Source organism: Mesorhizobium sp. 131-2-1, from assembly GCF_016756535.1.
Lineage (GTDB): Bacteria > Pseudomonadota > Alphaproteobacteria > Rhizobiales > Rhizobiaceae > Mesorhizobium.
In genome coordinates this window covers 552,323-578,570 of record NZ_AP023247.1, presented here as the reverse complement: position 1 = coordinate 578,570, position 26,248 = coordinate 552,323, and the positions used below count along the sequence as shown (strand labels likewise).

22 protein-coding genes and 1 tRNA gene are annotated in these 26,248 nt (G+C 65.8%); 15 read left to right on the top strand and 8 right to left on the bottom strand.

Features of this window, described 5'->3' with window-relative positions; translation table 11 throughout:
• Positions 1 to 172: 172 nt before the first annotated feature.
• The 10 genes from JG743_RS02680 (at position 173) to JG743_RS02635 (ending at position 10,713) form a co-directional block, all read left to right on the top strand.
• Positions 173 to 874 carry an alpha/beta hydrolase gene (locus tag JG743_RS02680; RefSeq protein WP_202297991.1) on the top strand — a complete coding sequence of 234 codons (702 nt, stop codon included), beginning with the start codon at positions 173 to 175 and terminating at the stop codon, positions 872 to 874.
• A gap of 283 nt (positions 875 to 1,157) precedes the next feature.
• On the top strand, positions 1,158 to 3,086 hold the full coding sequence (locus JG743_RS02675) for a bifunctional 5-dehydro-2-deoxygluconokinase/5-dehydro-2-deoxyphosphogluconate aldolase (RefSeq protein ID WP_202297989.1): 1,929 nt from the start codon (positions 1,158 to 1,160) through the stop codon (positions 3,084 to 3,086).
• 34 nt (positions 3,087 to 3,120) lie between these two features.
• Positions 3,121 to 4,965: a 3D-(3,5/4)-trihydroxycyclohexane-1,2-dione acylhydrolase (decyclizing) gene (iolD, locus tag JG743_RS02670; RefSeq protein WP_202297987.1), complete on the top strand. Its 1,845-nt coding sequence runs from the start codon at positions 3,121 to 3,123 to the stop codon at positions 4,963 to 4,965.
• A 42-nt stretch (positions 4,966 to 5,007) separates the two neighbouring features.
• Positions 5,008 to 5,922 (top strand): myo-inosose-2 dehydratase, encoded by a 915-nt coding sequence (gene iolE / locus JG743_RS02665; RefSeq protein ID WP_202297985.1) that lies wholly within the window; start codon positions 5,008 to 5,010, stop codon positions 5,920 to 5,922.
• Between the two features lie 64 nt (positions 5,923 to 5,986).
• Positions 5,987 to 6,199 (top strand): DUF3329 domain-containing protein, encoded by a 213-nt coding sequence (locus tag JG743_RS02660; RefSeq protein WP_202297983.1) that lies wholly within the window; start codon positions 5,987 to 5,989, stop codon positions 6,197 to 6,199.
• A gap of 5 nt (positions 6,200 to 6,204) precedes the next feature.
• On the top strand, positions 6,205 to 7,017 hold the full coding sequence (iolB, locus tag JG743_RS02655) for a 5-deoxy-glucuronate isomerase (protein ID WP_202297981.1): 813 nt from the start codon (positions 6,205 to 6,207) through the stop codon (positions 7,015 to 7,017).
• 149 nt (positions 7,018 to 7,166) lie between these two features.
• Positions 7,167 to 7,874 carry a DUF1045 domain-containing protein gene (locus JG743_RS02650; RefSeq protein ID WP_202297972.1) on the top strand — a complete coding sequence of 236 codons (708 nt, stop codon included), beginning with the start codon at positions 7,167 to 7,169 and terminating at the stop codon, positions 7,872 to 7,874.
• A 33-nt stretch (positions 7,875 to 7,907) separates the two neighbouring features.
• Positions 7,908 to 9,047 (top strand): alpha-D-ribose 1-methylphosphonate 5-triphosphate diphosphatase, encoded by a 1,140-nt coding sequence (locus JG743_RS02645; RefSeq protein WP_202297970.1) that lies wholly within the window; start codon positions 7,908 to 7,910, stop codon positions 9,045 to 9,047.
• Positions 9,044 to 9,673, top strand: a complete 630-nt coding sequence (gene phnN, locus JG743_RS02640) for a phosphonate metabolism protein/1,5-bisphosphokinase (PRPP-forming) PhnN (protein WP_202297968.1) — start codon at positions 9,044 to 9,046, stop codon at positions 9,671 to 9,673. The genes JG743_RS02645 and phnN overlap by 4 nt, the downstream gene beginning before the upstream one ends.
• Positions 9,674 to 9,756: 83 nt before the next feature.
• Complete coding sequence (locus tag JG743_RS02635; RefSeq protein ID WP_202297945.1) at positions 9,757 to 10,713, top strand: IS5 family transposase; 957 nt, start codon at positions 9,757 to 9,759, stop codon at positions 10,711 to 10,713.
• 287 nt (positions 10,714 to 11,000) lie between these two features.
• Here the strand turns inward: JG743_RS02635 and JG743_RS02630 are convergent, their stop codons facing one another.
• The 3 genes from JG743_RS02630 to JG743_RS02620 form a co-directional block, all read right to left on the bottom strand.
• Positions 11,001 to 11,996 carry an ABC transporter permease gene (locus tag JG743_RS02630; protein WP_202297943.1) on the bottom strand — a complete coding sequence of 332 codons (996 nt, stop codon included), beginning with the start codon at positions 11,994 to 11,996 and terminating at the stop codon, positions 11,001 to 11,003.
• A 27-nt stretch (positions 11,997 to 12,023) separates the two neighbouring features.
• Positions 12,024 to 13,568, bottom strand: a complete 1,545-nt coding sequence (locus JG743_RS02625) for a sugar ABC transporter ATP-binding protein (RefSeq protein ID WP_202297941.1) — start codon at positions 13,566 to 13,568, stop codon at positions 12,024 to 12,026.
• Positions 13,569 to 13,681: 113 nt separating this feature from the next.
• Positions 13,682 to 14,644: a sugar-binding protein gene (locus tag JG743_RS02620; protein ID WP_202297939.1), complete on the bottom strand. Its 963-nt coding sequence runs from the start codon at positions 14,642 to 14,644 to the stop codon at positions 13,682 to 13,684.
• A 614-nt stretch (positions 14,645 to 15,258) separates the two neighbouring features.
• Here JG743_RS02620 and JG743_RS02615 point away from each other — a divergent pair.
• From JG743_RS02615 to JG743_RS02605, 3 genes are all read left to right on the top strand, one after another.
• Positions 15,259 to 16,371, top strand: a complete 1,113-nt coding sequence (locus JG743_RS02615) for a LacI family DNA-binding transcriptional regulator (RefSeq protein ID WP_202297937.1) — start codon at positions 15,259 to 15,261, stop codon at positions 16,369 to 16,371.
• Positions 16,372 to 16,481: 110 nt separating this feature from the next.
• Positions 16,482 to 17,282: a class I SAM-dependent methyltransferase gene (locus JG743_RS02610; RefSeq protein WP_202297935.1), complete on the top strand. Its 801-nt coding sequence runs from the start codon at positions 16,482 to 16,484 to the stop codon at positions 17,280 to 17,282.
• A 110-nt stretch (positions 17,283 to 17,392) separates the two neighbouring features.
• Entirely contained in the window at positions 17,393 to 18,475 is a 1,083-nt protein-coding gene (locus JG743_RS02605) for an NAD(P)H-dependent flavin oxidoreductase (protein ID WP_202297933.1), read from the top strand.
• A gap of 56 nt (positions 18,476 to 18,531) precedes the next feature.
• On the opposite strand, the gene JG743_RS02600 is transcribed toward JG743_RS02605, so the two are convergent.
• The 4 genes from JG743_RS02600 to JG743_RS02585 all read right to left on the bottom strand — a co-directional run bounded on the left by JG743_RS02600 (position 18,532) and on the right by JG743_RS02585 (position 22,700).
• Positions 18,532 to 19,287 carry an ATP-binding cassette domain-containing protein gene (locus tag JG743_RS02600; protein ID WP_202297931.1) on the bottom strand — a complete coding sequence of 252 codons (756 nt, stop codon included), beginning with the start codon at positions 19,285 to 19,287 and terminating at the stop codon, positions 18,532 to 18,534.
• A complete protein-coding gene (locus JG743_RS02595) occupies positions 19,280 to 20,335 on the bottom strand; it encodes an ABC transporter permease subunit (RefSeq protein ID WP_202297929.1) in 1,056 nt (351 codons plus the stop codon). The genes JG743_RS02600 and JG743_RS02595 overlap by 8 nt, the downstream gene beginning before the upstream one ends.
• 94 nt (positions 20,336 to 20,429) lie before the next feature.
• A complete protein-coding gene (locus JG743_RS02590) occupies positions 20,430 to 21,407 on the bottom strand; it encodes an ABC transporter substrate-binding protein (protein WP_202297927.1) in 978 nt (325 codons plus the stop codon).
• A gap of 387 nt (positions 21,408 to 21,794) precedes the next feature.
• On the bottom strand, positions 21,795 to 22,700 hold the full coding sequence (locus JG743_RS02585) for a sugar-binding transcriptional regulator (protein WP_202297925.1): 906 nt from the start codon (positions 22,698 to 22,700) through the stop codon (positions 21,795 to 21,797).
• A gap of 264 nt (positions 22,701 to 22,964) precedes the next feature.
• Between JG743_RS02585 and JG743_RS02580 the strand changes: the two genes are divergently transcribed.
• Together JG743_RS02580 and JG743_RS02575 are read left to right on the top strand one after the other, a co-directional pair.
• On the top strand, positions 22,965 to 23,870 hold the full coding sequence (locus tag JG743_RS02580) for a tagatose-bisphosphate aldolase (RefSeq protein ID WP_202297922.1): 906 nt from the start codon (positions 22,965 to 22,967) through the stop codon (positions 23,868 to 23,870).
• 149 nt (positions 23,871 to 24,019) lie between these two features.
• Entirely contained in the window at positions 24,020 to 25,588 is a 1,569-nt protein-coding gene (locus tag JG743_RS02575) for an ROK family protein (RefSeq protein ID WP_202297921.1), read from the top strand.
• A 481-nt stretch (positions 25,589 to 26,069) separates the two neighbouring features.
• Here the strand turns inward: JG743_RS02575 and JG743_RS02570 are convergent.
• Positions 26,070 to 26,146: transfer RNA gene (locus JG743_RS02570), tRNA-Arg, on the bottom strand.
• Positions 26,147 to 26,248: the final 102 nt, after the last annotated feature.

Genomic DNA, 26,248 nt, shown 5'->3' with positions numbered 1-26,248 from the left:
ACGCGGCTACTCGCGATTCTGGACACTGTAGCCGTGTGGTGGCCGCAAAATCAAAGCCATCTCAAGGTAAAATCAAGAGGTCCTGAAGGTCGCCTCAAAGCGAGCGCGGCGGCTGCGTCGCATAGTCCTCCTGCATCAACACAAACAACGCTTTTGAAAAAGGAGAACTCAAATGTCGAACAACGCAGCAAATTCAGTCGTCCTCGTTCACGGCGGCTTCGTCGATGGCTCAGGCTGGGAGGGGGTCTATCACCAGCTCAAGAAGGATGGCTATGACGTCACCATCGTCCAGAACCCCACCACCTCGCTCGCCGACGATGTCGCGGTGACGAAGCGCGCCATCGCCGCCGCTCCGGGCAATGTCATCCTGGTCGGTCATTCCTATGGCGGCGTCGTGGTGTCGGAATCCGGCACCGATCCCAAGGTCGCAGCCGTCGTCTATATCGCCGCCTTCGCGCCGGATACCGGCGAGTCGGTTTCGTCCCTGATCGCCAACCCGCCTCCCGGCGCCCCTGTGCCCCCGATCCTGCCGCCCGTCGACGGCTTCCTGATGCTCGACAAGGAAAAGTTCGCCGCCTCCTTCGCCGCCGATGTCCGCCCGTCACTCGCCTCCTTCATGGCGGACTCGCAGGTTCCCTGGGGTGTGGCGGCGCTCGAAGGCAAGGTCACCAAGCCGGCGTGGAGAGTGAAGCCGAGCTGGTATCTCGTCGCCACCGACGATCACATGATCCCGCCGCCGGCGCAGCGCCAGATGGCAAACCGGGCTGGCGCCACGACGGTCGAAGTGCCCGGCAGCCACGCAGTCTACGTCTCCGATCCAGGCGCCGTCGCCAAGCTCATCGAACAGGCCGCCGCCGGCGTCGCCAGGAACTGAACCCGCACCATCCCTGATGAACGACCTGGACGCCTGGCGGCGCCCAGGCTACGGGATCATCCGTTGGCAGACGCTGCCGAACCCATAAAGAGCGCGGCGCGAAGACGAGTAAAAAGGCCGCACCGTGTTTGACCGCTGGTCGGCACTTTTCAGTCAGGGAATGCTCATTCCATATTGACTATGGATTGGAATTATTATTTCATAATCCCGGCATCACGCTGCCGCTCGCGCGTGTACCCCAAAATGGGGTTGCTCAACATAATAAGGCCGATGGGAGGTTCGAATGGGCGAAGCCGTGGACGCGAAACCGCTCGACGTCATCACCATCGGCCGCGCCTCGGTCGACCTTTACGGCCAGCAGATCGGCTCGCGGCTGGAGGACATCACCTCCTTCGCCAAGTCGGTCGGCGGCTGCCCGGCCAATATCTCGGTCGGCACGGCGCGGCTCGGCCTGCGCTCAGCGCTGCTCACCCGCGTCGGCGACGAGCAGATGGGCCGGTTCATCCGCGAGCAGCTGAAGCGCGAGGGCGTTTCCGTCGATGGCCTCAAGACCGACAAAGAGCGGCTGACCGCGCTGGTGCTCCTGTCGGTCGAGGACGAAGGCGTCTCGCCGATGATCTTCTACCGCTCCGACTGCGCCGACATGGCGCTGGCGCCGGAAGATATCGACGAGGCGTTTATTGCCTCTGCCCGCTCGGTCGTCGTCACCGGCACGCATTTTTCCCGCCCCAATACCGATGCCGCGCAGCGCAAGGCGATCCGCGTCATGAAGGCCAGGGGCGGCAAGGTGGTGTTCGATATCGACTATCGCCCCAACCTCTGGGGCCTTGCCGGCCATGCCGAGGGCTTCGAGCGCTATGTCAAGTCCGACCGCGTCTCGGCGCAGATGAAGACGGTGCTGCCTGATTGCGACCTCATCGTCGGCACCGAGGAGGAGATCATGATCGCCTCCGGCGCCGACGATTGCCTGAGCGCCTTGAAGACGATCCGCGCGCTGTCATCGGCCACCATCGTGCTCAAGCGCGGCGCCAAGGGCTGCATCGTCTATGCCGGGCCGATCAGCGACGACCTCGAGGACGGCATTGTCGGCATGGGCTTTCCGATCGAGATCTACAACGTGCTCGGCGCCGGCGACGCTTTCATGTCCGGCTTCCTGCGCGGCTGGCTCGGCGGCGAAGACCATGCCACCGCCGCGACCTGGGCCAACGCCTGCGGCGCCTTCGCCGTGTCGCGGCTGCTCTGCGCGCCGGAATACCCGACCTTCGAGGAGCTGCAGTACTTCCTCAAGCACGGCAGCAAGCACCTGGCGCTGCGCAAGGACGAGGCGATCAACCACATCCATTGGGCGACCACGCGCCGGCGCGATATCCCCTCGCTGATGGCGCTGGCCTGCGACCACCGCGTCCAGCTCGAGGACGTCGCCGCCAAGACCGGCGCCGACGCCGCCCGCATCGAGGATTTCAAGGTGCTGACCGTCAAGGCGGCGGCCAGGGTTGCCGTCGGGCGCGACGGCTACGGCATGCTGCTCGATGAGAAATACGGCCGCGACGCCATGTTCGAATTCGCCCGCCATCCGTTCGCCTGGCTTGGCCGTCCGGTCGAATTGCCTGGCTCGCGGCCGCTGCGCTTCGAATTCTCCCAGGACATTGGCTCGCAGCTTGTCGACTGGCCGGTCGAGCATTGTATCAAATGCCTGTGCTTCTATCATCCAGACGATCCGGTCGAGCTCAAGACCGAGCAGCAGCAGAAGCTGCGCAGCCTGTTCGAAGCCGCCCGCAAGGTCGGACGCGAATTGCTGGTCGAGATCATCGCCGGCAAGCATGGCAAGCTCGACGACACCACCATTCCGCGCGCGCTGGAGGAACTCTACGCGCTGGGCATCAAGCCCGACTGGTGGAAGCTCGAGCCGCAGGCTTCGGCAAGCGCCTGGGCAAAGATCGAGGCGGTGATCGTCAAGAACGATCCATGGTGCCGCGGTGTCGTGCTGCTTGGGCTGGAAGCGCCCCAGGACGAGCTTGAAGTGGCCTTTGCCGCCACGGCGAACGCGCCTATCGTCAAGGGCTTCGCCGTCGGTCGCACCATCTTCATCAACGCCGCCGAACAATGGCTGGCCGGCAAGATGTCGGATGACGAGGCCGTCGCCGACATGGCGTCCCGTTTCGAGCAGCTGACCGAGGCATGGCTTGCCGCGCGCGGCCGTAAAGCAGCATAAGAAAACGCGGCACAAGGACTGCGGAGGAAACAAGATGAGCAAGACAATCCGCCTGACAATGGCGCAGGCTGTGACCCGCTTCCTGTCGCGCCAGATGACCGAGATCGACGGCAAAAAAGTGCCGATATTCGGTGGCGTCTGGGCGATCTTCGGCCATGGCAACGTCGCCGGCATCGGCGAGGCGCTCTACCAGGTGCGCGACGAACTGCCGACCTTCCGCGCCCACAACGAGCAGGCGATGGCGCATGCCGCGATCGCCTATGCCAAGGCCAATTTCCGCCGCCGCTTCATGGCCGCCACCTCGTCGATCGGCCCCGGCGCGCTCAACATGGTGACGGCGGCCGCCCTGGCGCATGTAAACCGGTTGCCTGTCCTGTTCTTGCCGGGCGATGTCTTCGCCAACCGCTTGCCGGATCCGGTGCTGCAGCAGGCCGAGGACTTTTCCGACGGCACGGCCACCGTCAACGACTGCTTCCGCGCCGTGTCGCGCTATTTCGACCGCATCACCCGACCGGAGCAGATCATCCCGGCACTCAACCGCGCCATGCAGGTGCTGACCGACCCGGCCGAATGCGGCCCGGTCACGCTGTCGCTCTGCCAGGATGTCCAGGCCGAGGCCTATGACTATCCGGAAAGCCTGTTTGCCGAGCGCGTCTGGACGCCGCGCCGGGTTCGCCCGGACCGCAACGAACTGGCCGCCGCCGTCGCGGCGCTGAAGGGTGCCAAGAAGCCGCTGGTGATCGCCGGCGGCGGCGTCCTCTATTCGCAGGCTTCGAGCGAGCTGGCCAAGCTGGTGCAGGGCGCCGGCATTCCGGTCTGCGAGACGCAAGGCGGCAAGTCTTCGCTGCCGGACGATCATCCGCTCAACATGGCTGCTGTCGGCGTCACCGGCACCTCCGCCGCCAACCAGCTGGCGGAAGAGGCCGATGTGGTGCTCGCCGTCGGCACCAGGCTGCAGGATTTCACCACCGGCTCCTGGGCGCTGTTCAAGAATGCCGGCAAGACCATCGTCGGCCTGAACACGCAGGTCTTCGATGCCGGCAAGCACTGGGCGCTGCCGCTCGTCGCCGACGCAGCCGAAGGGCTCTCCGAACTCGGTGCCGCGCTGAAGGGCTGGAAGGCGCCGGCCGCCTGGACCGACAATGCGCTGAAGGGCAAGACGGACTGGCAGGCCGCCGCCGCCAAGGTGACGGCGTCGACCAACGCCGCCTATCCGTCGGACGCGCAGGTCATCGGCGCCGTGCAGCGCGCGATGGGCTCGGGCGTCACCTTGCTGCATGCGGCAGGCGGCCTGCCCGGCGAACTGCACAAGCTCTGGCAGGCCGGCGCTCCCGGCTCCTACCACGCCGAATACGGCTTCTCGACCATGGGCTACGAGATCGCCGGTGGCCTCGGCGTCAAGATGGCCAAGCCCGGCGAGGAGGTCGTCGTCATGATCGGCGACGGCTCCTATCTGATGCTCAATTCCGAGATCGCCACCTCGGTCATGCTCGGCCTCAAGCTCACCATCGTGCTGCTAGACAACCGCGGCTATGGCTGCATCAACCGGCTGCAGATGGCGACCGGCGGCGCCAACTTCAACAATCTCTTGAAGGACTCGCGCCACGAGGTGATGCCCGACATCGACTTCGCCGCGCATGCGGCAAGTCTCGGCGCCATATCCGAGAAGGTGGATTCGATCGCCGGACTGGAGACGGCGCTCGAGAAGGCGAAAGGCAACAGCAAGACCACCGTGCTGGTCATCGACACCGACCCCCTGGTCTCGACCGATGCCGGCGGTCACTGGTGGGATGTCGCAGTGCCCGAAGTCTCGGCGCGGCCGCAGGTCAATGCCGCGCGCAAGAAGTATGAGGAAGCCGTGGGCAGCCGGCAGGGCTGAGCCCGCGCCCACCTCGCAACGAACTGACATTGGAGTGACGACTTGAAAGCCAAACTGGGCATGTCCCCCATCGCGTGGTGGAACGACGATCTCGTGGAATTAAGCGATGACGTGTCGCTGGAGGAGTGTCTGCGACAGTCGCGCTCGGCCGGCTTCACCGGCATGGAGATGGGCCGCCGCTTCCCCAACGATCCCAAGGTGATGCTGCCGATCCTGAGAGAGGCCGATGTCACGCTCTGCGGCGGCTGGTTCTCCGGCACGCTGGTCGACGAGGAGATGGCCAGGAACAAGGACCGCATCCAGCCGATGATCGACCTGTTCAAGGCGGTCAACGCGCCCTGCATCGTCTATGGCGAGGTCGGCCGCTCCATCCAGGGCGACCGCTCCAAGCCGCTCGCCACCAAGCCGAAGCTGTCGGGCGACGAGATGAAGGCCTATGGCAGGCGCCTGACCGAATTCGGCGAATGGTGCGCCGAGCAGGGCATGCCGCTCTCCTACCACCACCACATGGCGGCGGTCGTCGAGACCGAGCCGGAGCTCGACGCCTTCATGCGCCATTCCGGCGAGGGCATTCCGTTGCTGCTCGATGCCGGCCATCTCGCTTTTGCCGGCGGCGACGTGCTGCGAGCCATCGACAACCACCACAAGCGCATCAACCACGTCCATGTGAAGGACGTGCGCATGGGCGTGATCGACGGGCTCGATCGCACAAAGCAGTCCTTCCTCGACGCCGTGGCGCTTGGCGCTTTCACCGTGCCGGGCGACGGCTCGCTAGATTTCGGTGCCATCGTGCAGCGCTTCGCCGACTATGGCTATGAAGGCTGGTTCGTCGTCGAGGCCGAGCAGGACCCGAAAGCAAATCCGCCGCTCAAGATGGCGCAGGTCGGCTACAAGGAGCTGATGCGGGTGATGAGCGCCGCCGGCTACACGGTGGAGACGCAAGGTTTTCCGGCCTGAACGGTGGATTCGCCACGGCGCACGGTCTATCTGATGCGCTTTGGATAAAGCCTGGATTGGCGCGATGAAAGACTATGAGCACCCCTTCTTCCGGCCTCTCTGGCGGCGCATCGCCGTGGTGGCCGTCTGCCTGGTCTGGTCGGTGATCGAGTTCGCCTCGGGCACGCCTTTCTGGGGCGTCATCGCGCTCGGCTTTGCCGGCTACGCCGTCTGGCAGTTCTTCTATCTCTACAAGCCGGCCGAAGAGGGCAAGGCCGACACCGAACCGAAGGAATGACCGTTATGTCGAAACTGCTCGTCAAAGCCGACAAGGGCCATGGCCGCGTCGCCCATGTCACGCCCAAAAGCGCCGGCTGGACCTATGTCGGCTTCGACCTTCATCGGCTCAAGCCCGGCGAGACGGCGTCCGGCGAGACGGGCGACCGAGAGGTCTGCCTGGTCTTCGTCACCGGCAAGGGCAAGGCGTCGGCCGGCGGCAAGGATCTCGGCCTGCTCGGCGAGCGCATGTCGCCCTTCGAGGGCAAGCCTTGGTCGGTCTACGTGCCCGAGGGGTCCGACTGGTCGGTCACCGCCGACACCGGACTGGAACTGGCGGTCTGCTCGGCGCCCGGCCTTGGCGGTGGCTTGCCCGTGCGCGTCATCGGACCGGCCGACCTCGGCCAGGAAGTGCGCGGCAAGGGCACCAACACACGCTACGTCACCAACATCCTGCCGGAAGGCAAGCCGGCCGACTCTTTGCTGGTGGTCGAGGTCATCACGCCCGGCGGCCACACGTCCAGCTATCCGCCGCACAAGCACGACCAGGACAATCTGCCGGCCGAGTCCTATCTCGAGGAAACCTACTACCACCGCCTCAACCCGCCGCAAGGTTTCGCCTTCCAGCGCGTCTATACCGACGCCGACAAGAATGGCGCCCGCGATCTCGACGAGGCAATGGCGATCGAGGATGGCGATGTCGTGCTGGTGCCGAAGGGCTATCACCCATGCGCCGCCTGCCATGGCTACGATCTCTACTATCTCAATGTCATGGCCGGCCCGAAGCGCACCTGGAAATTCCACAACGCGCCCGAGCACGAATGGTTGATGAAGGCATGACCGGCCGAGGCCGGTCGAAGCCGTTGGTCCAGCACGGAAAAATCGTCGGCTAAGGACCTGCCGGGCCGATTTGCCATCGAAAACCCTCATAAGCTTCGTCAATCCGTCATGGAAATCACCTATGGCAGCGGAGTTGACGAGGACTTCTTATGCGCTACGCCATCTACTTCACCCCAAGGCAGGACGAGCCGCTGGCGCGGATCGCCGCCAACTGGCTGGGACGCGACCCGTTCGGCGCCGCCACAAGGCCGGTCGAGGCCGTGGGTCAGCTGTCGGCGGCGGAAGTCGCCTTCCACACCGCCTCGGCGCGGCGCTATGGCTTCCACGCGACGCTGAAGGCACCCTTCCTGCTGGCCGGGAACGAGACGGAAGCTTCACTGCGCGCCGCGCTCGACAGCTTTGCCGAAGCAACCCAGCCGGTCATCATCCCGCGCCTCGTCGTCGGCCAGATCGACGGCTTCTTCGCCCTGGTGCCGGAAGCGCCGGTGCCGGCGCTCAACCGCTTCGCCGGCGACGTCGTGCTCGCCTTCGACCGCTTTCGCGCGCCGCTGACCGAGGCCGAGATCGAACGCCGCAGCCCCGATTCACTGAAGCCGGACGAGTTCCGCAACCTCTGCCAATGGGGCTATCCCTACGTCTTCGAGACCTTCCGCTTCCACATGACGCTGTCCGGCCGCGCCGCGCCACAGGAAAGCCCCCGTCTGCGCGCAGCAATAGAGGGCCTGTTCGCGGAGGTGCTGCTGCGGCCGGTGCCGGTCGATGCGCTGACGCTTTTCGTCGAAACCGAACCTGGCGCCCCGTTCATGGTGCTGTCCCATCACGCGCTCGGGCGCCGCTCGGCCCGAAAAACTGCTTGAGACAAAACTGCCTAAGATCAAGGACTGCCTGAAATGACCGCCGAGACCGTTCTCACCAATGCCCGCATCGTGCTTGCCGACGAGATCGTCGAGGGCTCGCTGGTGCTGCGCGACGGCCTGATCGCCGCCATCGATCCCGGTGTTGCCCGCACCGGCGAGGACATGGCGGGCGACTACATCATTCCCGGTCTGGTCGAGCTGCACACCGACCACCTCGAAGGCCACTACGCGCCGCGCCCGAAGGTGCGCTGGAATCCGATCGCCGCAGTGCTTGCCCATGATGCTCAGGTGGCGACCGCCGGCATCACCACCGTGCTCGATGCCTTGCGCGTCGGCATGGACGAGGACGCCGACCTCACCTCCGCCGACATCCGCAAGCTGGCCGACGCCATCGAGGACAGTGTCGAGCAGGAGCGACTGAGGGCCGACCACTTCATCCATCTGCGCTGCGAGGTGTCGGCGCCGGATTGCCTGAGGGCCTTCGCTAATTTCGAGACCGACGAGAGGGTGAAGCTCGCCTCGCTGATGGACCATGCGCCGGGCCAGCGCCAGTTCGTCAATCTCGAGACCTATGCCTACTACTACCAGCGCAAGCTGAAGCTCTCCGATCGCGACTTCCAGAAGTTCTGCGAAAAGCGCATGGCCGAATCGGCCGTGAATTCCGGCCCGAACCGGGTCTTCATCTCCGCCGCCTGCCGCGAGCGCGGCATCGTGCTGGCCAGCCATGACGACGCCACCGCCGGCCATGTCGAGGAAGCCATCGAGCAGGGCGTGCGCGTCGCCGAGTTCCCGACCACGGAAGAGGCCGCCCGGGCTTCGAAAGCGGCGGGTCTCGGCGTGCTGATGGGCGCTCCCAATGTCATGCGCGGCGCTTCGCATTCCGGCAACGTCTCGGCCCGCACGCTGGCCGGCGACGGGCTGCTCGACATCTTGTCGTCCGACTACATTCCCTTCAGCCTGATCCAGTCGGCCTTTTTCCTCGGCGACGTCGTCGAGGGCATTTCGCTGCCGCAGGCGGTCGCCATGGTGTCGAAAAACCCGGCCGAGGCTGTCGGCCTCGACGATCGCGGCGTCATCGAGCCGGGCCGGCGCGCCGACCTGGTGCGCGTGCGCGTCGACGACCACGTTCCGGTCGTCCGCACCGTCTGGCGCCAGGGGCTCCGGGTCGCATGATGGTATCGGCCTTGCTCGAACGCGAACTGTCGGCCGAGACGTTCCCGATCCGCAACGGCGTCTTCGTCGCCGTGGTCGGCCCGAGCGGCGCCGGCAAGGACACGGTGATCGGCTACGCCAAGAGCCGCTTCGCCGACGAGACGCGGCTGGAATTCGTGCGTCGCGTCATCACCCGTCCGAGTGATGCGGCGAGCGAGGACCACGACACGCTGGCCGACGCCGCCTTCGCCGAGGCCGAGGCCGACGGCGCCTTCGCGCTATGCTGGGACGCCCATGGCCTGCGCTATGGCCTGCCCGCCGATGTCGACTGGGCCGTCGCCAACGGCCATGTCGCCGTGGCGAATGTATCCCGCTCGGTCATCCCGGCGCTGCGTGAGCGTTACGCCAACCTGGCGGTGGTCGAGATCACCGCGACGCCGGAAATCCTCGCCGAGCGTCTGGCCGCGCGCGGCCGCGAATCGCGCGGCGAGGTGCTGGCGCGCCTGGCGCGCAGCGCCGCCGTCGCGCTTTCGGGACCTGACGTCACCTCGATCGACAACAGCGGCGCCCGTGACATCGCCGGCGAGCGCTTCGCCGAGGTGCTGCGCAAGGCGATGGCCTTTTCCGACCTGTCGAGCATGATCTGAGGCTCTTACCTTCTCCCCTTGTGGGCCTGTTGCGTAATTGGCTGGTTGTGATTCTCTGAGGGCGGAAGCCGTGGAGAGTCGCAATGGCGGTGAAGCAGACAGGTCAGTTGAGCTTGGCGGAGGCGTTTCTTGGCAGCAAGCTTCCAGGTGGCTCTTCGCCACTCGATCGGCTGTCTGGTCTGGTGAAGTGGTACCGCTTCGAGAAGCTGCTTGTCGCGCTGCGCGATGGCGGGCCGGGACGCGCGGCCTGGCCGCCGCTGGTGCTGTTCAAGGCGCTGCTGCTGCAATCGCTCTATGGGCTGTCGGATCGCGAACTGGAGGAAGCGCTGGGCGACCGGTTGTCGTTCCGCCGCTTTGTCGGGCTTGGTCTTGAGGAAAGCATCCCCGATCACACGGTGCTGTCACGCTTTCGCAATCTGCTTGTCGGCGAAGGGTTGATGGAGAAGCTGTTTGGCGAACTGGACCGACAGCTGGAGAAAGCCGGTGTGATCCTGAAGCGTGGCACGATGCTGGATGCCACGCTGATCGATGCCGTCTCGGCGCCGCCGACGCCGGAGCGGGCGTCGAAGGACGCAGACGCTCGCATAACCGCACGCAAGGGCAAGGGCGGCCTCACCTTCGGCTACAAGGCTCATGTCGGGGTGGATGAGGGATCGGGCCTGATCCGCACGGTGATCACTACACCGGCCAACGTCAACGACACAGTGCCGGCCGATCGCTTGATCTGCGGCGACGAGAAGACGGTGTGGGCGGATGCCGCCTATGACACCCATGCCCGCCGTGCCCGGCTCAAGGCTGAGGGCAAGAAGGTGCGCATTGCGCGCCGCCCCAACAAGCATCATGCGCTGCCGGCGCGGCTCAAGCATTACAATCGTCTGATCGCCAGACGGCGAGCGGCGGTGGAGACCACCTTCGCCACGCTCAAAAACCGCATGAGGCTGACCACGATCCGTTATGTCGGACTGGCCAAGGCTGCTGGTCAGGTGACGATGGCAGCGATCGCCTTCAACATGCGCCGATGGGCCGCCATCACGGGATAGGTGCGCCTAGCGACCGGCCAAAGGGCCGGACCACCACCCTTAAACCCCCAACCAGAAGCCCAATCCCAGAAGCAAAGCGAAAGCCAACGGCGAAATCGCTCCGCAAGCCTCTCCCCGATAACTACGCAACAGGCCCCTTGTGGGAGAAGGTGGCCTCGCGAAGCGAGGTCGGATGAGGGGTGCTCCAGCTTGGCACCGCCGGTTATCCGTCGCGCACCCCTCAACCGTCTCGGCGCTGCGCGCCGATCCACCTTCTCCCACAAGGGGAGAAGGAGAGGCAGCGCTGGCTACTCCGCCGGTGCGCCGGCGACGTTCCTGCGCGTCGCGTCGATCATCTGCCGCCGCGCCCGGAACACGCCCCATTGCTGGTCGACGAGCACGCCGATCAGGATAACCCCGCCCATCACGGCGAAGTTGAGCGAGGAGGGGATGCCGAGCAGGTTGACCAGGTTCTGCAATTCCTGCAGCAGCACCGTGCCGAGGATGACGCCGATCAGCGAGCCTTCGCCGCCGCGCAGCGAGAAGCCGCCGAGCACGGCGGCGGCGATGGCGTAGAGTTCGTAGAACTGGCCGTGGCTGGCCGGCGAGATCGAGCGCGTGTACATGGCGAAGTAGATCGCCGACAGCGCCGTCAGCACGCCGCAGATGACATAGGCCGCCATCACCACCCGGCCGGTGCGGATGCCCGAATATTTCGCCGCCTCCTCGTTCTTGCCGATGGCGTAGAGGTAGCGCCCGAACACCGAGCGGTGCAGCACCACCCACATGACGATGGCGATGATGATCAGCGCGATGAAGCTGTTCGGCACGCCGTAGCTGCGGCCGGCGGTGAGGAATTCGAGGTCCGGGAAATTCTGGCCGAAGGCGAAGCCCGCCGTGCCGTCGGCGGTGTAGAAGCGCGCCACGCCGCGATAGATCAGGAGGCCGCAGAGCGTCACCACGAAAGGCTGCAGCTTCAGCCGTGTGATCAGCCAGCCATGCACCAGGCCAATGATGGCGCCGAGCGCGATGATCAGCACGAAGGCCAGCGGCCAGTCCAGCTCGCGCACGGCGATGAAGTCGATGAACAGCGTGCCGAGCAGCGCGACCACTGAGCCGACCGACAGCTCGATGCCGCCGGTGATGATGACGAAGGCCTGCCCGATCGAGAGGATGCCGAACAGGCCGATCAGGTTGGACGTGTTGGCAAGGTTGATCGGCAAGAGGAAGCGCGGATTGATGATCGCCACCACCGTGCCCACCACCAGGATCAGGACCAGCAGGCCGAGATCTTTCTTGCTCATCGTCTTCTCCCCAATATCAGCGACCAGCTATTTCGGCGTCTTGCCCACTGCCAGCAGAAGCACGTTTTCCTGGCTGAAATCGTCCTTGCCGAGGATGCCGGAGATCTGTCCCTCATGCATGACGGCGATGCGGTCCGACACCCCGATCACCTCTTCCATGTCGCTGGAGATCATCAGCACCGCGACGCCGGCATCGGCGAGCGCCCGCATCAGCCCGTAGATCTCGGCCTTGGCGCCGATGTCGATGCCGCGCGTCGGCTCGTCGAGGATCATCACCTTGGGATTCATCGCCAGCCATTTGGCCAGCACCACCTTCTGCTGGTTGCCGCCCGACAGCGTGCCGGTGCGGGTCAGGACCGACGGCGCCTTGATGCCGAGATTGCTCTTCTGCTTCTCGGCGGTGGCGATTTCCGCGCTTGCCGAGACCAGCGAGCGCTTGGCATGCGCCGGCAGATTGGGCAGCGAGATGTTCTCGGCGATCGAGAGATCGAGCAGGATGCCGGTCAGCTTGCGGTCCTCCGGCACCAGGAAGATGCCGTTCGCGACAGCGTCGGCGGCCGAGCCGAGCTTCAGCGTCTTGCCGTCGAGCGTGACGCTGCCGCCGAAGCATTCGTCGATGCCGAACAGGACGCGCGCCAGTTCGGTGCGGCCGGAGCCGACCAGCCCGGCCAGGCCGAGGATTTCCCCGTGACGCACGTCCAGATCGACGGGGCGCTCCGGATAGGCGCTGGTGCGCACCGCACTGGCCGAGAGTGCCACGCCGCCCGGCGCATGCGCGGAGTCCGAGACCCGCTCGCGTTCCTTCAGCATGCGGCCGATCATCAGCTTGACCATCTGGTCGTGGTTGATCTGGTTTTTCGGCAGCGTGCCGGCGAGCATGCCGTCGCGCAGCACGACGACACGGTCGGCGACCCGCTCGACCTCGTGCAGCCGGTGCGAGATGAAGATGACGCTGATGTCTTCCGCCTTCAGCGCCTTGATGACGTCGAGCAACTTCTCGGTCTCGGCGAGCGGCAGGCTGGAGGTCGGCTCGTCGAGGATCACCAGCCGCGCCTTGATCGACAGCGCCTTGGCGATCTCGACCATCTGCTGCTGGGCGAGCGACAGCGAGGCGACCGGCGCGTCGGCCGAGAAATTGGCGCCGACGCGCTTCAGGAGCGGCGCCACCATCTCGCGCAGCTTCGAGCGGTCGACGAGCTTCAGCGGTCCAGCCTTCAGCGGCTCGCGGCCGAAGAAGATGTTGGCGGCGACGTCGAGGTTTTCGAAAAGGTTGAGCTCCTGGTGCACGAAGGCGATGCCGGAGCCGATGCTGGCCTCGACGGTGAGCCCGTCATGGGCGACGCCGTCTACGGTGATGGTGCCGGTGTCCGGCCGCGTCACGCCGCCCAGGATCTTCATCAGCGTCGACTTGCCGGCGCCGTTTTCGCCGACCAGGCCGATCACCTCGCCCGGCCGCACCTCCATCGAAAAACCGTCCAGCGCCACCACGCCGGGATAGGTCTTGCGCACGCCGTCCAGGCTCAGGAACGGAGCAATCGTGGATTGAGCGATGGATACGTCGGAATAATTCATCACGCCTGACAGCAGCCGGTGGGCGTTTGGCTTCAGACTGACGGGCCTTCGCGGGCCCGTCAATATGATCGCCGGCTCAAGGCAGATCCTTGAGCCGGCGCAACGGCGTCGTCTTACTTGCCGGCCATCGCCTTGAGGTTGGCAGCGTAGGCGTCGACATCGTCCTTGCCGATGATCTTGGTCGGCACGATGATCAGGCCGTCGGCCGGGATGCCCGACTTGTCGCCCTTGAGATAGGCCGCCATCAGCTTCATGCCCTGATAGGCCCATTCGAACGGCTGCTGCACGACAGTGGCGGCCACGGTGCCTTCCTTGACGCCGCCCAGCGTGATCGGATCGTCATCGAAGCCGACGACGGTGATCGAGCCGAGCTTGCCGGCGTCGCGCAGCGCCTCATAGATGCGCGGCGTGTTGTAGGAATAGAAGCCGACCATGCAAGTGATGTCGGGGCTGGCGACCAGCGCGTCCTCGACGTTCTTCTTGGCGCGCGCCTGGTCGATGTCGTCGCCGCGCACGTCGACCAGCTCGATCTTGGTGCCGGCCAGCCCGTCCTTCATGCCCTGGATGCGTTCCTTGGCGTTGTCGGCGCCGAGCAGGCCGACGAAGCCGAGGCACTTGCCGCCGTCCGGCATCGCCTTCTTGGCGATCTCGGCCGCCTGCTTGCCGGCATCGACGTTGGACGAGCCGATATAGGCGACGCGCTTGGTCTGCGGGGCGTCCGAGTCGGTGGTGAACAGCGCCGTTTCGGACGCGATCTTGTTCAGCCCGTCGGTCGAGGTCTTGGGGTCGACGGCGGAGACCATGATGCCCTTGACGCCGGCCGTCACCAGGTCGTCCATCAGCCGCTGCTGGATGGCGACCGACGACTGCTCGGGATATTTCAGCTCCAGATTGTAGTCGGGCAACTCGCCCTGCGCCTTCTTCACGCCGGCTTCCGCCGCCTTCCAGAAGTCGGACGCGCCGTTGACGACGAAGGCCAGCGTCGGCTTGTCGTCGGCACGCGCAATCGCGCTTGCCGACAGGCCGAGCGCCAAGGCCGCGGCGGCGATGGACGCGGTACGGATCACAGATTTCATGTTCAACCTCCCTTTTGAAACACAGATGAGAATGTGTCGCGCGCGGCGCGGACGCCCCTCTCCTCAAGGGTTGGCCCTAGGTCTGGCAACCTAACAATGGCGCCAATCCAGCCGCGACCGAAACACTAGACACTCATTCGTCGTTCGTAAATAGTCCGATTTGTCTGACATTTTCGTGAGTGTGCGGCGGCCTTCTTCCGGCAGCTTGCCGGCTCGATGGCGCGACGCATCGCACGCCTTGCCGCCACCGGCCGGTAGCTCGGGCCCGGTCACGACGAGTTGACAGTAGAACGCTTACAGATATTAGTAAATAGTATTAGTTATGGAGACGAAAGGGCGCGCCCGTAGCGGGGAGAGTGTCGGAGCGGGGTGCGCCAGGGAGGAAAGGGAGCGTCGCCGGCAGAACGCGCGTTCGTAACGAAATTTCAGTAAATCGTCAGCTTTGCTGACCTTGTTCGGCCGTTTTGTCGGCATGCGGTGCGGTTAGCGTGGATTGCGTCGCGCGAGGTAATAGTTATAATCAATCTACGTTTTCGATAAGTGCGCCAGACGAAAACGATGTTGCCGTCGCCGCCGGCCTTTGCTTAACAACCGCCGGGTTTTGGGAAACGATCATGAGCGAACCGACGGAATTGCGCGATCCCCCGGAGGCGTCCAGGCGGCGCAAGCCGGCTGCCAAGCCCAAGGGTCGCGTCACCATGACCGACATCGCGCGCGCCGCCGGCTGCTCGCAGGCGACGGTGTCGTTCGTGCTCAACAATTCGCCGGGCATCAGGCTCTCGCAGCAGACCCGCGACCGGGTGATCGAGGCAGCCAGGGCGCTGGGTTATTCGCCGCCGGTCTTTTCCGCCTTGCGACCGCCGGTGACGCCCTTCGAGGGACTGGACGGCGTCATCGGTTTCGCCGTCGACCAGCTCGCCACCAGCCCGGAGGCGGTGGTCGCCATCGAGGGCGCGCGCCAGGCTTCGTGGAATGCCGGCAACGTGCTGCTGGTGGCGCAGACGATGGGCGATGCCGTCATGGAGCCGCGCGCCATCCAGGCGCTGACCAGACGCAGCATCTCGGCGCTGATCTACATGACAATCTTCACCCGCGAGATCGTGGCGCCCGATTTCCTCTACAGCCTCGACATCCCGGTCATCCTGCTCAACTGCTATACGTCGGACTATGCCTTCCCCGCCGTGGTGCCCTCCGAGATCGCCGGCGGCCAGAGCGCGACCCGGCATCTGATCAGCCACGGCCACCGCCGCATCGCCACCATCACCGGCGAGCCCTGGATGCAGGCGGCTCAGGACAGGCTGAAGGGCTATCGCCGCGCGCTCGCCACCGCCGACATCCCCTTCGAGCCCGAATTGGTGGTCGAGGGCGACTGGTCGGCAAGTGCTGGCTATGCCGCGACCGTCAAGCTGCTTGCGTTGAAGGATCGTCCGACCGCCATCTTCTGCCAGAACGACCGCACGGCGATCGGCTGCTACGAGGCGCTGAAGGAGGCCGGCCTGCATATCCCCGCGGATATTTCCGTGGTCGGCTACGACGACGAGGAGATCGCCCGTCACCTGTTCCCACCGCTGACGACCTCGATCCTGCCACATATGGCGATGGGCCAATGGGCGATCGAGCAGCTGGAAGCGCCCCAGCCTCCCGGCCGCGGCCGCTACCCCATCACCAAGCTCGAATGCCCGCTGGTGGAAAGGGAGAGTGTGGCGACCGTGAAGTCGCCCACATAAGCGTTGCTACGCGCCGCGCTATCCTTGTTCCAGTTACGCCCGTTACCCCGCCTTGGCATCGATCCGGTCGAGGTCTAGCCTGAGATCGAGCGAAGTAAGGGAAGAGCAAGATGACGTCGAGCTTCACCGTTCATGCAGCCTCCGGCTACGAGCAGCTCATGGGCCGATGGAGCCGCAGGCTCGCGCCCAAGTTCATCGACTTCGCGGGCTTGGCCGGTGGCGAGAAGATCCTTGATGTCGGCTGCGGCACCGGCAGCCTGACCTTCGAGCTGGCCAAATCCGCCGATCTCGCGGAAATCCAGGCCATCGATTTCTCGCTCGTCTTCGTCGAGGCGGCGAGGCAGCACAACACCGACCCACGCATCACCTTCAGCCAGGCCGACGCCACCGCCTTGCCGTTCGGGGATGGCGCGTTCAACCGTGCGCTGGCTTTGCTCGTGCTCCATTTCGTGCCGGAAGCCGGCAAGGCGGTGGCCGAGATGCGCCGCGTGGTGCGGCCGGGCGGCGTGGTCGCGGCAGTGGTGTGGGACCATCTCGGCGGCATGCCCGGCATGCGCATGATGATCGACACCGTGGCGGCGCTTAGCGAAAGCGGCCGCCAGATGCGCAGCCGCTATTGCTTCCAGCCGATGATGCAGCCCGGCGAGATGAAGCGGACTTTTGTGGAGCAGGGCCTGGCCGAGGTCACCGAAACCGAGCTGATGATCCGCATGGATTACGGGAATTTCGACGACTACTGGGCGCCGATCGCCGCCGGCGAGGGGCCGCTCGGCAAATACATGACAACGCTCGACGCAGCCGAGCGGACACGCACCGAAGCCGCCGTCCGCGATGCCTATCAGGCCGGCCGCCCCGACGGGCCGCGCTCTTTCGCCAATGTCGCCTGGGCCTGCCGGGGCGTTGTTCCCTGAGGCATCGGCTGATGACTGCCGGTGGTCTACTACAATTCCGGTGACCGGATCTTATCGCAAGCCTATGCTGGGCACTGCGTACGATCCTCGTTGGTTTGGGACAGACGCTTATGTGGCCGAACCGTCGTTTATGCGATCTGCTGAAGGTCGAGCATCCGATCATCCAGGCTCCGATGGCGGGCTCGGCAACGCCGGAACTCGCGGCGGCGGTGAGCAATGCAGGCGGGTTGGGATCGCTTGGCTGCGCAATGATGCAGCCGGATGATCTGCGTGCCGTAGCGCGCCAGATGCGAGCCTCGACCGGACGTCAGTTCAACCTCAATTTCTTCGTCCACCCGCGGCCCGACACGAGCGATGCCATCCTGGCGCGTGCCCTTGAAAGGGTACGGCCCTACTACAAGGAACTGTCGCTTGGCGAACCGCCGGCGAGGCTTCCTGCGATGGGACCGGGTTTCGACGATACCAGGCTCGATCTCGTGCTCGAGATCCGCCCGCCGGTTGTGAGTTTCCACTTCGGCATGCCGGACGTGGCCAAGGTCGCCAGGCTGAAACAGGCCGGGATCGTGGTCATCAGCACGGCGACCAACGTCGCCGAGGCGCGCAAGCTAGCCGATGGTGGAGCCGACGCGGTCATAGCCCAGGGCTGGGAAGCCGGAGGCCACCGCGGCGCTCATGCCCCGACGGGTCCAGGTGACGGCGTGGGAGTGATGGCTCTGGTTCCCCAGGTCGTGGATGCTGTCGATCTACCGGTAATTGCCGCCGGAGGGATCGCCGATGGCCGGGGCATTGCGGCCGCCTTCGCCCTTGGCGCCAGCGGCGTGCAGATCGGCACCGGCTTTCTCTCCTGCGACGAAGCCGGCACCGACCGACCGCGCCGCGCCCTGATCCGCTCCGCGACGGATATGGACACGATGGTCAGCAATGCCTTTTCCGGCCGCGCGGCACGAACGAAGCGCACGCGCTACGCCCTGGAGATGGAAGAGCAGCAAACGCGCCTTCCGGATTTCCCGCAAATGTATGCCCTCAGCGGCCCGCTCGGCGATGCCGATGCGGCAATGGGGCGCGGGGACTTCGCCTTTCACCTCTATGGACAGGCGGCCGCCTTGAACAGGGAGCTTCCGGCAGCGCAGCTGTTGCGGATGCTTGTCGCTGAAGCGGATGCGATATTCCGCGCCCTCTCGCCAACTCAATGATATCGGAATGCATTGCCGTCCGAGGCGGCTGAATTCCATCCTGGCTGGCTGCTGGCCTATCCGCCGACCATCAGCTTGACGACTTCGTCGTGGTTGGTCTCGGAGATCTTGCGCTCGCCGGCCTGGACGCCGCGCCTCAGCACGACGATGCGGTCGGAGACGGCAAAAATGTCCTGCAGATTGTGCGAGATGAAGATCACGCCGCGCCCTTGCGCCTTGAGCTGGTGGATGAGCGAGATGACCTTGCGCTGCTCCGGCACGCCGAGCGCCGCCGTCGGCTCGTCCATGATCAGGATCTGGGCGTCCCAATAGACGGCGCGGCCGATGGCGACCGCTTGCCGCTGTCCGCCGGAGAAATTGCTGACCGGCGCCTCCAGCCGGCTGACGTGGAAGTCCAGCCGGCCCATTGTCGCCCTGGCGGCTTCCGCCATCGCCTTGCGGTCGAGCACCGGCAGGAAGCCGAACGCCTTGCGCATCGGTTCGCGGCCAAGGAAGATGTTGGCGCCGATCGACAGATTGTCGGCGAGCGCCAGATCCTGGTAGATGGTCTCGATGCCCTTTTCGCGCGCCTCGTGCGGTGTCGAAAAGCTCACCGGCTGACCCCTCAGCAGGATCTCGCCGCCCGTCGGCTGGAAGACGCCGGAAATCGCCTTGATCAGCGTCGTCTTGCCGGCGCCGTTATCGCCGGCCAGCGCCACCACCTCGCCCGGCCGCACGACCATGGAGAAGTCGTTCAGCGCGCGCACGGCGCCGAAGTGCTTGGAAAGGTTGCGGACTTCCAGCAGCGGAGCGGTCTGGTCTTGGCTATTCATCCTGGCGGGCTCCACTGAACCGGCGTTGCGCCTGGTCGATGAGGACGGAAATGATGATGACGACGCCGACGGCGATGAACTGCCAGAACGGCTCGACATTGACGAAGACCAGCCCGTACTGGATGACCGCGATCACCAGCGCGCCGGCGACGGTGCCGAGGATGGTGCCGGAGCCGCCGAACAGGCTGGCGCCGCCGATGACGACGGCCGCGACGCTGTCGAGCAGCAGGGGCTCGCCGGCCTGCGCCGCACCCGCGGTAAAGCGCGCGGCGTAGAGCGCGCCGCCGAGGCCGGCGCACATCGCCGACAGTACATAGAGGCGCAATATATGGTCCTTGATGTCGATGCCGGCGCGGCGCGCGGCCTGGACATTGGCGCCGATGGCGTAATTGTGCTGGCCGAACCGGGTCTGGCTGAGGATGTAGTGCATGACGACGACGAAGATCGCGGTGATGATGACCAGATAGGGCACGCCGTAGAGCTTGCCGTTGCCGAGCAGCGCGAACCAGGAGTTCTGCACCGGCACGGTGGTGCCGCCGGCAAGCAGGAAGGCCGCACCTCGCGCCACGCCGAACATGCCGAGCGTGCCGATGAACGGCGGGATCCGGAGCCGCGAGATCAGCAGCCCGTTGATGACGCCGGGCACGCCGGCGACGATGACGGCGGCCAGCATACCGGCCAGCATGGCCAAAGGCACAGGGATCACGGCTCCGGCCATGTTCGTGGCATGCGCGGCGATGACGGCGGCAAGCCCCATGATGAAGCCGAGCGACAGATCGATGCCACCCGAGATGATGACGAAGGTTTGCCCGGTCGCCAGCAGCAGCGGCGCCACGGCGAAGATCAGGATCGACTGCACATTGAACGGGTTGAGCACGAAGGTGGCGCCGAAGGCGAGGCGCGACCACACTTCGAAGCAGATGATCAGGCCGGCAAGGAACAGCCAGGCGCGCCCTTCGGCGATGCGCCCAAGCAGGCTCTTGGCCTGGTCACCGTGGTCCGCCTGCGGGGCGACATGGGTTTCGCCGGTCGATGATGTTGAAGCCATGAATGGGTCCGATCCGCGGCAATGCCTTGGTCTACAGGGTCCCGGGACACCCCGGCCTTCTCCGGCAAAGCGGAGGAGGCCGGGCCGGTTGAGCTCATTCGGAGTAAAGATACTTCGAAATGTTCGGGTCGGCGATGTTGGACTTGTCCATGATCGTGAAGCCGGTGCCGATCGCAACCGGGATCGAGTGGCCTGTCAGGTGGGCATAGGCCGAAACGACGCCGAAATAGCCGATCTCGGCCGGATGCTGGGCGATCGCCAGGTCGACCAGACCGGTGTTGATGTTATCGACGATGCTGGTCGGCGCGTCGAAGGCCACCACCTTGACGGTGCCCGTCTGCCCGGCCTGCTTGACGCCGTTGGCGGCGCCGAGCGCCGAGAACAGGTTGGCGCCGAACACGCCGACGAGATCGGGGTTGCGCGCGAACGTCGCCTGCAACTGCGAGGCCGCCTTGTTGGCGTCGTCCTCGTTGAACTGCGTCTCCAGCACCGTGATATTGGGGTGCTTGGCCATCTCCTTCTTGAAACCTTCCTCGCGCTGGTCGGTGGTCGAGATGCCGGGCTTCACGTTCGAGACATAGACCTTGCCCTTGTCGCCGATGGAAGTGGCCAGCGCCCGCGCCGCGATCTCGCCGCCGAGCACGTTGTCCGAGGCGATATAGGCGAGCGGGAAGTCGGCATCGCCGGCGCCGGTCTGGTAGACGCCTGAGCCGATGAAGGTGTCGACGGTGATCACCGGGATGCCGGCGTCATTGGCCTTGCGCAGCGGCTCGACCAGTTGGACCTTGTCGGTCGGCGCGATCAGGATCGCGTCCGGCTTCTTGGCGATGACCGCGTCGAGCACCGGAACCTGCGTCACCGGGTTGAAGTCCGGCGCGCCCTGGAACACCAGGTTGACGCCGAGCGCGTCGGCCGCCGCCTGCGCGCCCTTGCGCATGGTGATGTAGAAACCGTCGGTGGTCAGGCCGGGAATGAGCGCGATGGTGTATTTCTTGTCTTGCGCCTGGGCGGGCGCGATCAGCGCCGATGCCGAGATGGCGAGCGCCGCGAACGCGGCAACGATCTTCCTCATAAATTCCTCCTCACGTGTTGGCAGATGCTGGTGACACTGGAATGGCCGTCGGACTGGTCCTGCCGACGGCTGGCAAAAGTGTTTCGTCTGCTTGGGCTCTGCGGGCGGCTTCCTCCAGGCGCCCGGTCGTTAACTCAGCCAGCCGAAACCGACCGTTCCGATATCAGCGGTCTCGTTCCCCGCCTCCGCAAGGTCCGGACAACCGCGCCGCCCGGCACGTTCTCGTGCCAGGCTCGGCAACATGTAACACTTTGCTGAAATAAATTGCAAGCGGGTGTTTGCGCGCTGACCCGCGCTGATTTCCGGACGCCATCGTCCTGCTCCACCGAGCCCCGCGCGGCGGACTATCGCGCCAACCAGTCAGCGGTACAACCGGTGATTTCGGGTCTATCGCGGCAGCAGCTTCTCGAGGATGGCCTGCGCCGTCTTGCTGTCGGTGACCAGCGCGTTGATAAGCTTAGCCCGGGCGGCGCCGATGATCGCCGTCGCCTTCTCCGGCCCGGCGGCGACGCCGATCACCAGCGGGATGGCGCGCAGCTGTGCCGGCGACATGGCGATCATCCGGCTTTCACCTTCCCAGGGGATGATGACGCCGTCGGCGTCGAAATAATGCCGCAGCACGTCGCCGGCCGCCTGCACCAGGGCCTGCTCGCTCAGCGTCGCGGCACTCGCCTCCGGCGGGTTGATGGCATGCGGCAGGCCGACGCCGACGACCGCGACGTCGGTGCGGTCCCACAGCGCGACGGCGTCGCGGATCGCCGCGTCGCCGAGGAAGACCTCGCGCAGCTCGCTCGACGGCAGATAGGGCGCGTGGATGAAATGCGGCGTGCCGCCGAACTCCTCCGCCGCCAGCCGCACGAATTCGTTGATCTGGAAGTGCGGCGCATGCTGCTGCATGCCGCCGGTGGCGGCGACGGTGAGCACGCCGGGAATGCGCGGCAGGCCGGCGCGGATCGTCTCGCGGATGGCGCGGCCCCAGCCGATCGCCACCACCGAGCCGGCCGAAAGCTCAGCCTGCTTGAGCAGGCCGCCGAGCGGTGCGGCAAGCGCCGTCAGCACGCCGGCCGCTGGTGTCTCGACGACAGCTGCCTCGCGCAGCCCCAGCGCCTCGGTGAGCTGCGTGGTGATGACCTCGGGCGTTACGATGTCCAGCACCTCGATGCGCACGATGCCTTCCGCCCGCGCCCGCTGCAGCAGCCGCGAGACGGTCGCCGTGGAGACGCCCAGCCGCCGCGCGATATCGACCTGCGACATCTCCGCCTCGTAGTGCAGCTTGGCGACCGTGTGCAGCATCGTGCGCGATGCGGTTGCATCCTGTATGGGAGGAACAGACAGCTTGCAATTCCTTTCAGCAATGTGTTACAGGCTTGCTGGCCGACGGGAGTTATCGCCCAAATTTGGCCAACCCGCAATCTGGGCCGGCTTCCACGGTACACCGCTTTTCTCGCGATCGGCAGCGCGTCGAGGCGGCAGAACCGTGCTGCCTCGAAGCAGGCAGAACAGCACTTTCCAATCCAGGGATAGGCGTCCCGGCGGCGCCAAGATCGGACAGAGACCATGACCAGGATGACCACCGCGGAGCTGCGCGGATACCAGCAGATTTGCGGCAAGGACGGCGCCATGATGGCGATCGCTTGCGACCAGCGCGGCGGCATGCGCACGCTGCTTGCCGCGGACCCGGCCGAGCAGGCCAGGATCACCAACGACATGCTGGGCGACACCAAGGCCGACATCACGAAGTATCTCGCCAGCGAGGCCTCCTGCGTGCTGCTCGACCCGCTCTGCGCGGTGCCGCGCGTCGTCGACGAGGGCGTGCTCAACCGCGACACCGCACTGCTGATCGGCCTCGACGCTTCGGGCTTCGATGTCTCGCCGGAAGGCTACCGCCTGTCGCGCCTCGTTCCCGGCATCGACGCGCGCCGCGTGCGCGAGCTTGGCGGCACCGGCGGCAAGATCATGGTCTATCTCCGCGCCGACAAGCCCGAGGCGAACGGCCACAACATCGCCATCCTCAGAGAGTGCATCGCCGACTTCGCCAAGGAGGACCTGCTGCTGGTCGTCGAGTTCCTGACCTACCAGCTCGAGGGTGAAAGCGCCGAGGACTACGCGGCGAAGATCCCCGCGCTGGTCGAGGAGGGCACGCGCATCTCGCTGGATTGCGGCGCCAAGGTGCTGAAGCTGCCCTATCCCGGCACGCCGGAGGCCTGCGCCAGGATCACCCACCTTGCCGGTGACGTGCCATGGGCGGTGCTGTCGGCCGGCGTCAACCACGCCACCTTCCTCGGCCAGGTCGAGATCGCCATGCGCAACGGCGCCTCCGGCGTCATCGCCGGCCGCTCGCTGTGGAAGGATTGCATCTCGCTCGACCGCGACGTGCAGCGCGAGAAGCTGAAGACTATCGCCGTGTCGCGGCTGCGCGAGATTCAAGCCGTGATCGGCAACTATCGCCGCAACGCCGCCTGATTCAGGTGAGGCCGGCCTGCAAACGCCGGTTTCCTGCGCTTCCGGTGCTCACGTACTTTGAGTACGCTCCGCTCCGGTTCTCGAAAACCACCGTTTTCGGCTCGGCCTGACCTGAATCTCAGGCCGGCGCCAGATAGGCACCAGACGTCATGCCACACAGGTCGTTGGCCATAGGGATCGATATCGGCGGCACCAATCTGCGCGCCGCGCTGATCTCGGGCTCGGGCGAAATCCTCAGGCGCATCTCGGAGAAGAGCGCGCCCGATCCGGAGCTGGTGCTCGGCCGCATCGCCGACATGGTGCATCGGCTCGATGGCCCGGAGGTGGCGGCGATCGGCGTCGGCGTTCCCGGCCGCGTCGATGCAAAGCGCCGCGCGGTGCTGTCCGGCGGCTATGTCGACCTCGCCTCGGTCGCGCTGGCGCAGCGCCTGGAAAGCATGGCCGGCAAGCCCGTCACCATCGACAATGACTGCAACATGGCTCTGCAAGCCGAGATGGCCAGCGGTGCCGCGACCGGCCACGACAACATCGTCATGTTCACCATCGGCACCGGCATTGGCGGCGCGGTGGCCGAAGGCGGGCGCATCGTGCGCGGCAGGGCAACGGCGGGCCAGCTCGGCCATATCGGCGTCGACCTCGACGGCGAGCCCTGCAAATGCGGCCGGCGCGGCTGCGTCGAGACCACCAGCTCGGGCACCGCGCTTGGCCGCCACATCGCCGGCGCCGGCCTCGGCCCGGACGTCACGGTCGACCAGCTCCTTGCCCGCGCCGCCGCCGGCGACGCGACGGCGCGCGCCGTGCTCGACGCCTGGGCGCGGCCGCTGCGCGCCGCGATCGACACCGCGGTCGCCATGTTCAACCCCGACCTGGTGCTGCTCGGCGGCGGCCTTGGCGGCGCGGCCCAAAAAGCGCTCGCCGAGATCCCGGCGCTCGCCCCCTGGTACCAGGCTCCGGTGCTTCCGGCCGCGCTCGGCGACGACGCCGGCGTCATCGGCGCCGGCCTGCAGGCGCTCGCCGCGCAGGGCGCGGAGACGCGACTTGCGGCGGCACCTTCGCGGCACGCGTCGGCAGCGGTCGCAGCGGCGTCGGCGCCTGTCTCGACAGCGCACGCCACCTTAGCTTCCAGCCTGTCGCCGGAATCGACGCAGCGCGCCGCCGCGCTTTCTGCCCCGCCCGCCGTGCCCGCCAGGCCAGCCGGCCGCCGCGCGGTGTTGGTCAACGGCATTCCCGCCTCGGGCAAGAGCACGGTGTCGCGCGGCATTGCCCAGCGCATGGGCTGGCCGCTGCTTTCGCTCGACACGATCAAGAACCCGTTCCTGGAAGTGCTTGACGGCGTCGACCGCGAGTTCAACCGCACGCTCGGCCGCGCCAGCTACGCCGCCATCTGGTCGATCATCGGTGAGGCCCCGGCGGGCAGCACCTTCGTGGTCGACGCCTGGTTCGGCTTCCAGCCGCGCGAACTGCTGGAGGAGCATCTGAGCCGTGCCGGTGTCGAGCAGACCTTCGAGATCTGGTGCCACGCCCCCGGCGAGATCCTCGCCGACCGCTACCGCGCCCGCCTCGCCCAGCGCCTCCCCGGCCACCCCGGCGCCGCCTACATCCCCGAACTGATCGAGTTGGCAAAACGCGCCGAACCGCTGCGGCGCGGGCCGCTGTTCGAGGTGGATACGACGCGGGCGATTGAGTTTGGGGCGATCGTGGGGTGGTTGCGGGGGTGATGGCGGGGTAGGGACCGACCCACATATTCCGATCTGCATTGGTCGCAGCACTACGATACTCCGCCCTTCAGTCGTGGGAGGCGGCTGCGAGCGTGGCGCAGTGGATCAAGGAAATCCTAGGTTGCCAACTGGGGTGCCGGAGGAGAATTCTTAAGGCTTACCACCGAATACACGTTCGGCCGCGGCACAAATGTCGGCGCGCTAGTCGCCGGCCGTTGTGCTGGCGGTGGCTCATTCGAACCGGAGGCTCAAATGTCAGTCCAGGAAGAACCTTCCCCCGCGGTCCCCTCACATCCTGAGGAAATCAAGTCGGTTTTCGATTTGCGTTTGGGTAAGCATGTTGTCTTGCAAGGCAGTGCCAGGATAACACCGGCAGGTGTGATCAGCGCCGGGATCGCGGTCGCCGTTATGACGCTTGCGCTGGGTTATCTTGCTTCGTCCGGAAGGCGTCGCAGGCAATAGGTGGAATGCCCCGGTAAGTTGGCGCACCCGACAGGATTCGAACCTGTGACCTCTGCCTTCGGAGGGCAGCGCTCTATCCAGCTGAGCTACGGGTGCTTCCCGGCAAAACGAACCAGCCGGTGAACGGCCAGCCACGGCTTCTTAGCGGAAGCTCGCGAAGGCTTCAACGGCCAATTGGGATGACGAGCATTTCAAGCC

Bases quoted from the DNA above. Each gene is read 5' to 3' on its own strand.
- JG743_RS02625 (WP_202297941.1), bottom strand. From the start codon at position 13,568: ATGAATTATTCCGACGTATCCATCGCTCAATCCACGATTGCTCCGTTC.
- JG743_RS02630 (WP_202297943.1), bottom strand. From the start codon at position 11,996: ATGAGCAAGAAAGATCTCGGCCTGCTGGTCCTGATCCTGGTGGTGGGC.
- JG743_RS02600 (WP_202297931.1), bottom strand. From the start codon at position 19,287: ATGAATAGCCAAGACCAGACCGCTCCGCTGCTGGAAGTCCGCAACCTT.
- JG743_RS02575 (WP_202297921.1), top strand. From the start codon at position 24,020: ATGCCACACAGGTCGTTGGCCATAGGGATCGATATCGGCGGCACCAAT.
- JG743_RS02620 (WP_202297939.1), bottom strand. From the start codon at position 14,644: ATGAAATCTGTGATCCGTACCGCGTCCATCGCCGCCGCGGCCTTGGCG.
- JG743_RS02610 (WP_202297935.1), top strand. From the start codon at position 16,482: ATGACGTCGAGCTTCACCGTTCATGCAGCCTCCGGCTACGAGCAGCTC.
- iolD (WP_202297987.1), top strand. From the start codon at position 3,121: ATGAGCAAGACAATCCGCCTGACAATGGCGCAGGCTGTGACCCGCTTC.
- JG743_RS02660 (WP_202297983.1), top strand. From the start codon at position 5,987: ATGAAAGACTATGAGCACCCCTTCTTCCGGCCTCTCTGGCGGCGCATC.
- JG743_RS02645 (WP_202297970.1), top strand. From the start codon at position 7,908: ATGACCGCCGAGACCGTTCTCACCAATGCCCGCATCGTGCTTGCCGAC.
- JG743_RS02615 (WP_202297937.1), top strand. From the start codon at position 15,259: ATGAGCGAACCGACGGAATTGCGCGATCCCCCGGAGGCGTCCAGGCGG.
- JG743_RS02650 (WP_202297972.1), top strand. From the start codon at position 7,167: ATGCGCTACGCCATCTACTTCACCCCAAGGCAGGACGAGCCGCTGGCG.
- JG743_RS02595 (WP_202297929.1), bottom strand. From the start codon at position 20,335: ATGGCTTCAACATCATCGACCGGCGAAACCCATGTCGCCCCGCAGGCG.
- iolB (WP_202297981.1), top strand. From the start codon at position 6,205: ATGTCGAAACTGCTCGTCAAAGCCGACAAGGGCCATGGCCGCGTCGCC.
- JG743_RS02590 (WP_202297927.1), bottom strand. From the start codon at position 21,407: ATGAGGAAGATCGTTGCCGCGTTCGCGGCGCTCGCCATCTCGGCATCG.
- JG743_RS02585 (WP_202297925.1), bottom strand. From the start codon at position 22,700: ATGCTGCACACGGTCGCCAAGCTGCACTACGAGGCGGAGATGTCGCAG.
- JG743_RS02580 (WP_202297922.1), top strand. From the start codon at position 22,965: ATGACCAGGATGACCACCGCGGAGCTGCGCGGATACCAGCAGATTTGC.
- JG743_RS02680 (WP_202297991.1), top strand. From the start codon at position 173: ATGTCGAACAACGCAGCAAATTCAGTCGTCCTCGTTCACGGCGGCTTC.
- phnN (WP_202297968.1), top strand. From the start codon at position 9,044: ATGATGGTATCGGCCTTGCTCGAACGCGAACTGTCGGCCGAGACGTTC.
- JG743_RS02635 (WP_202297945.1), top strand. From the start codon at position 9,757: ATGGCGGTGAAGCAGACAGGTCAGTTGAGCTTGGCGGAGGCGTTTCTT.
- JG743_RS02605 (WP_202297933.1), top strand. From the start codon at position 17,393: ATGTGGCCGAACCGTCGTTTATGCGATCTGCTGAAGGTCGAGCATCCG.
- JG743_RS02675 (WP_202297989.1), top strand. From the start codon at position 1,158: ATGGGCGAAGCCGTGGACGCGAAACCGCTCGACGTCATCACCATCGGC.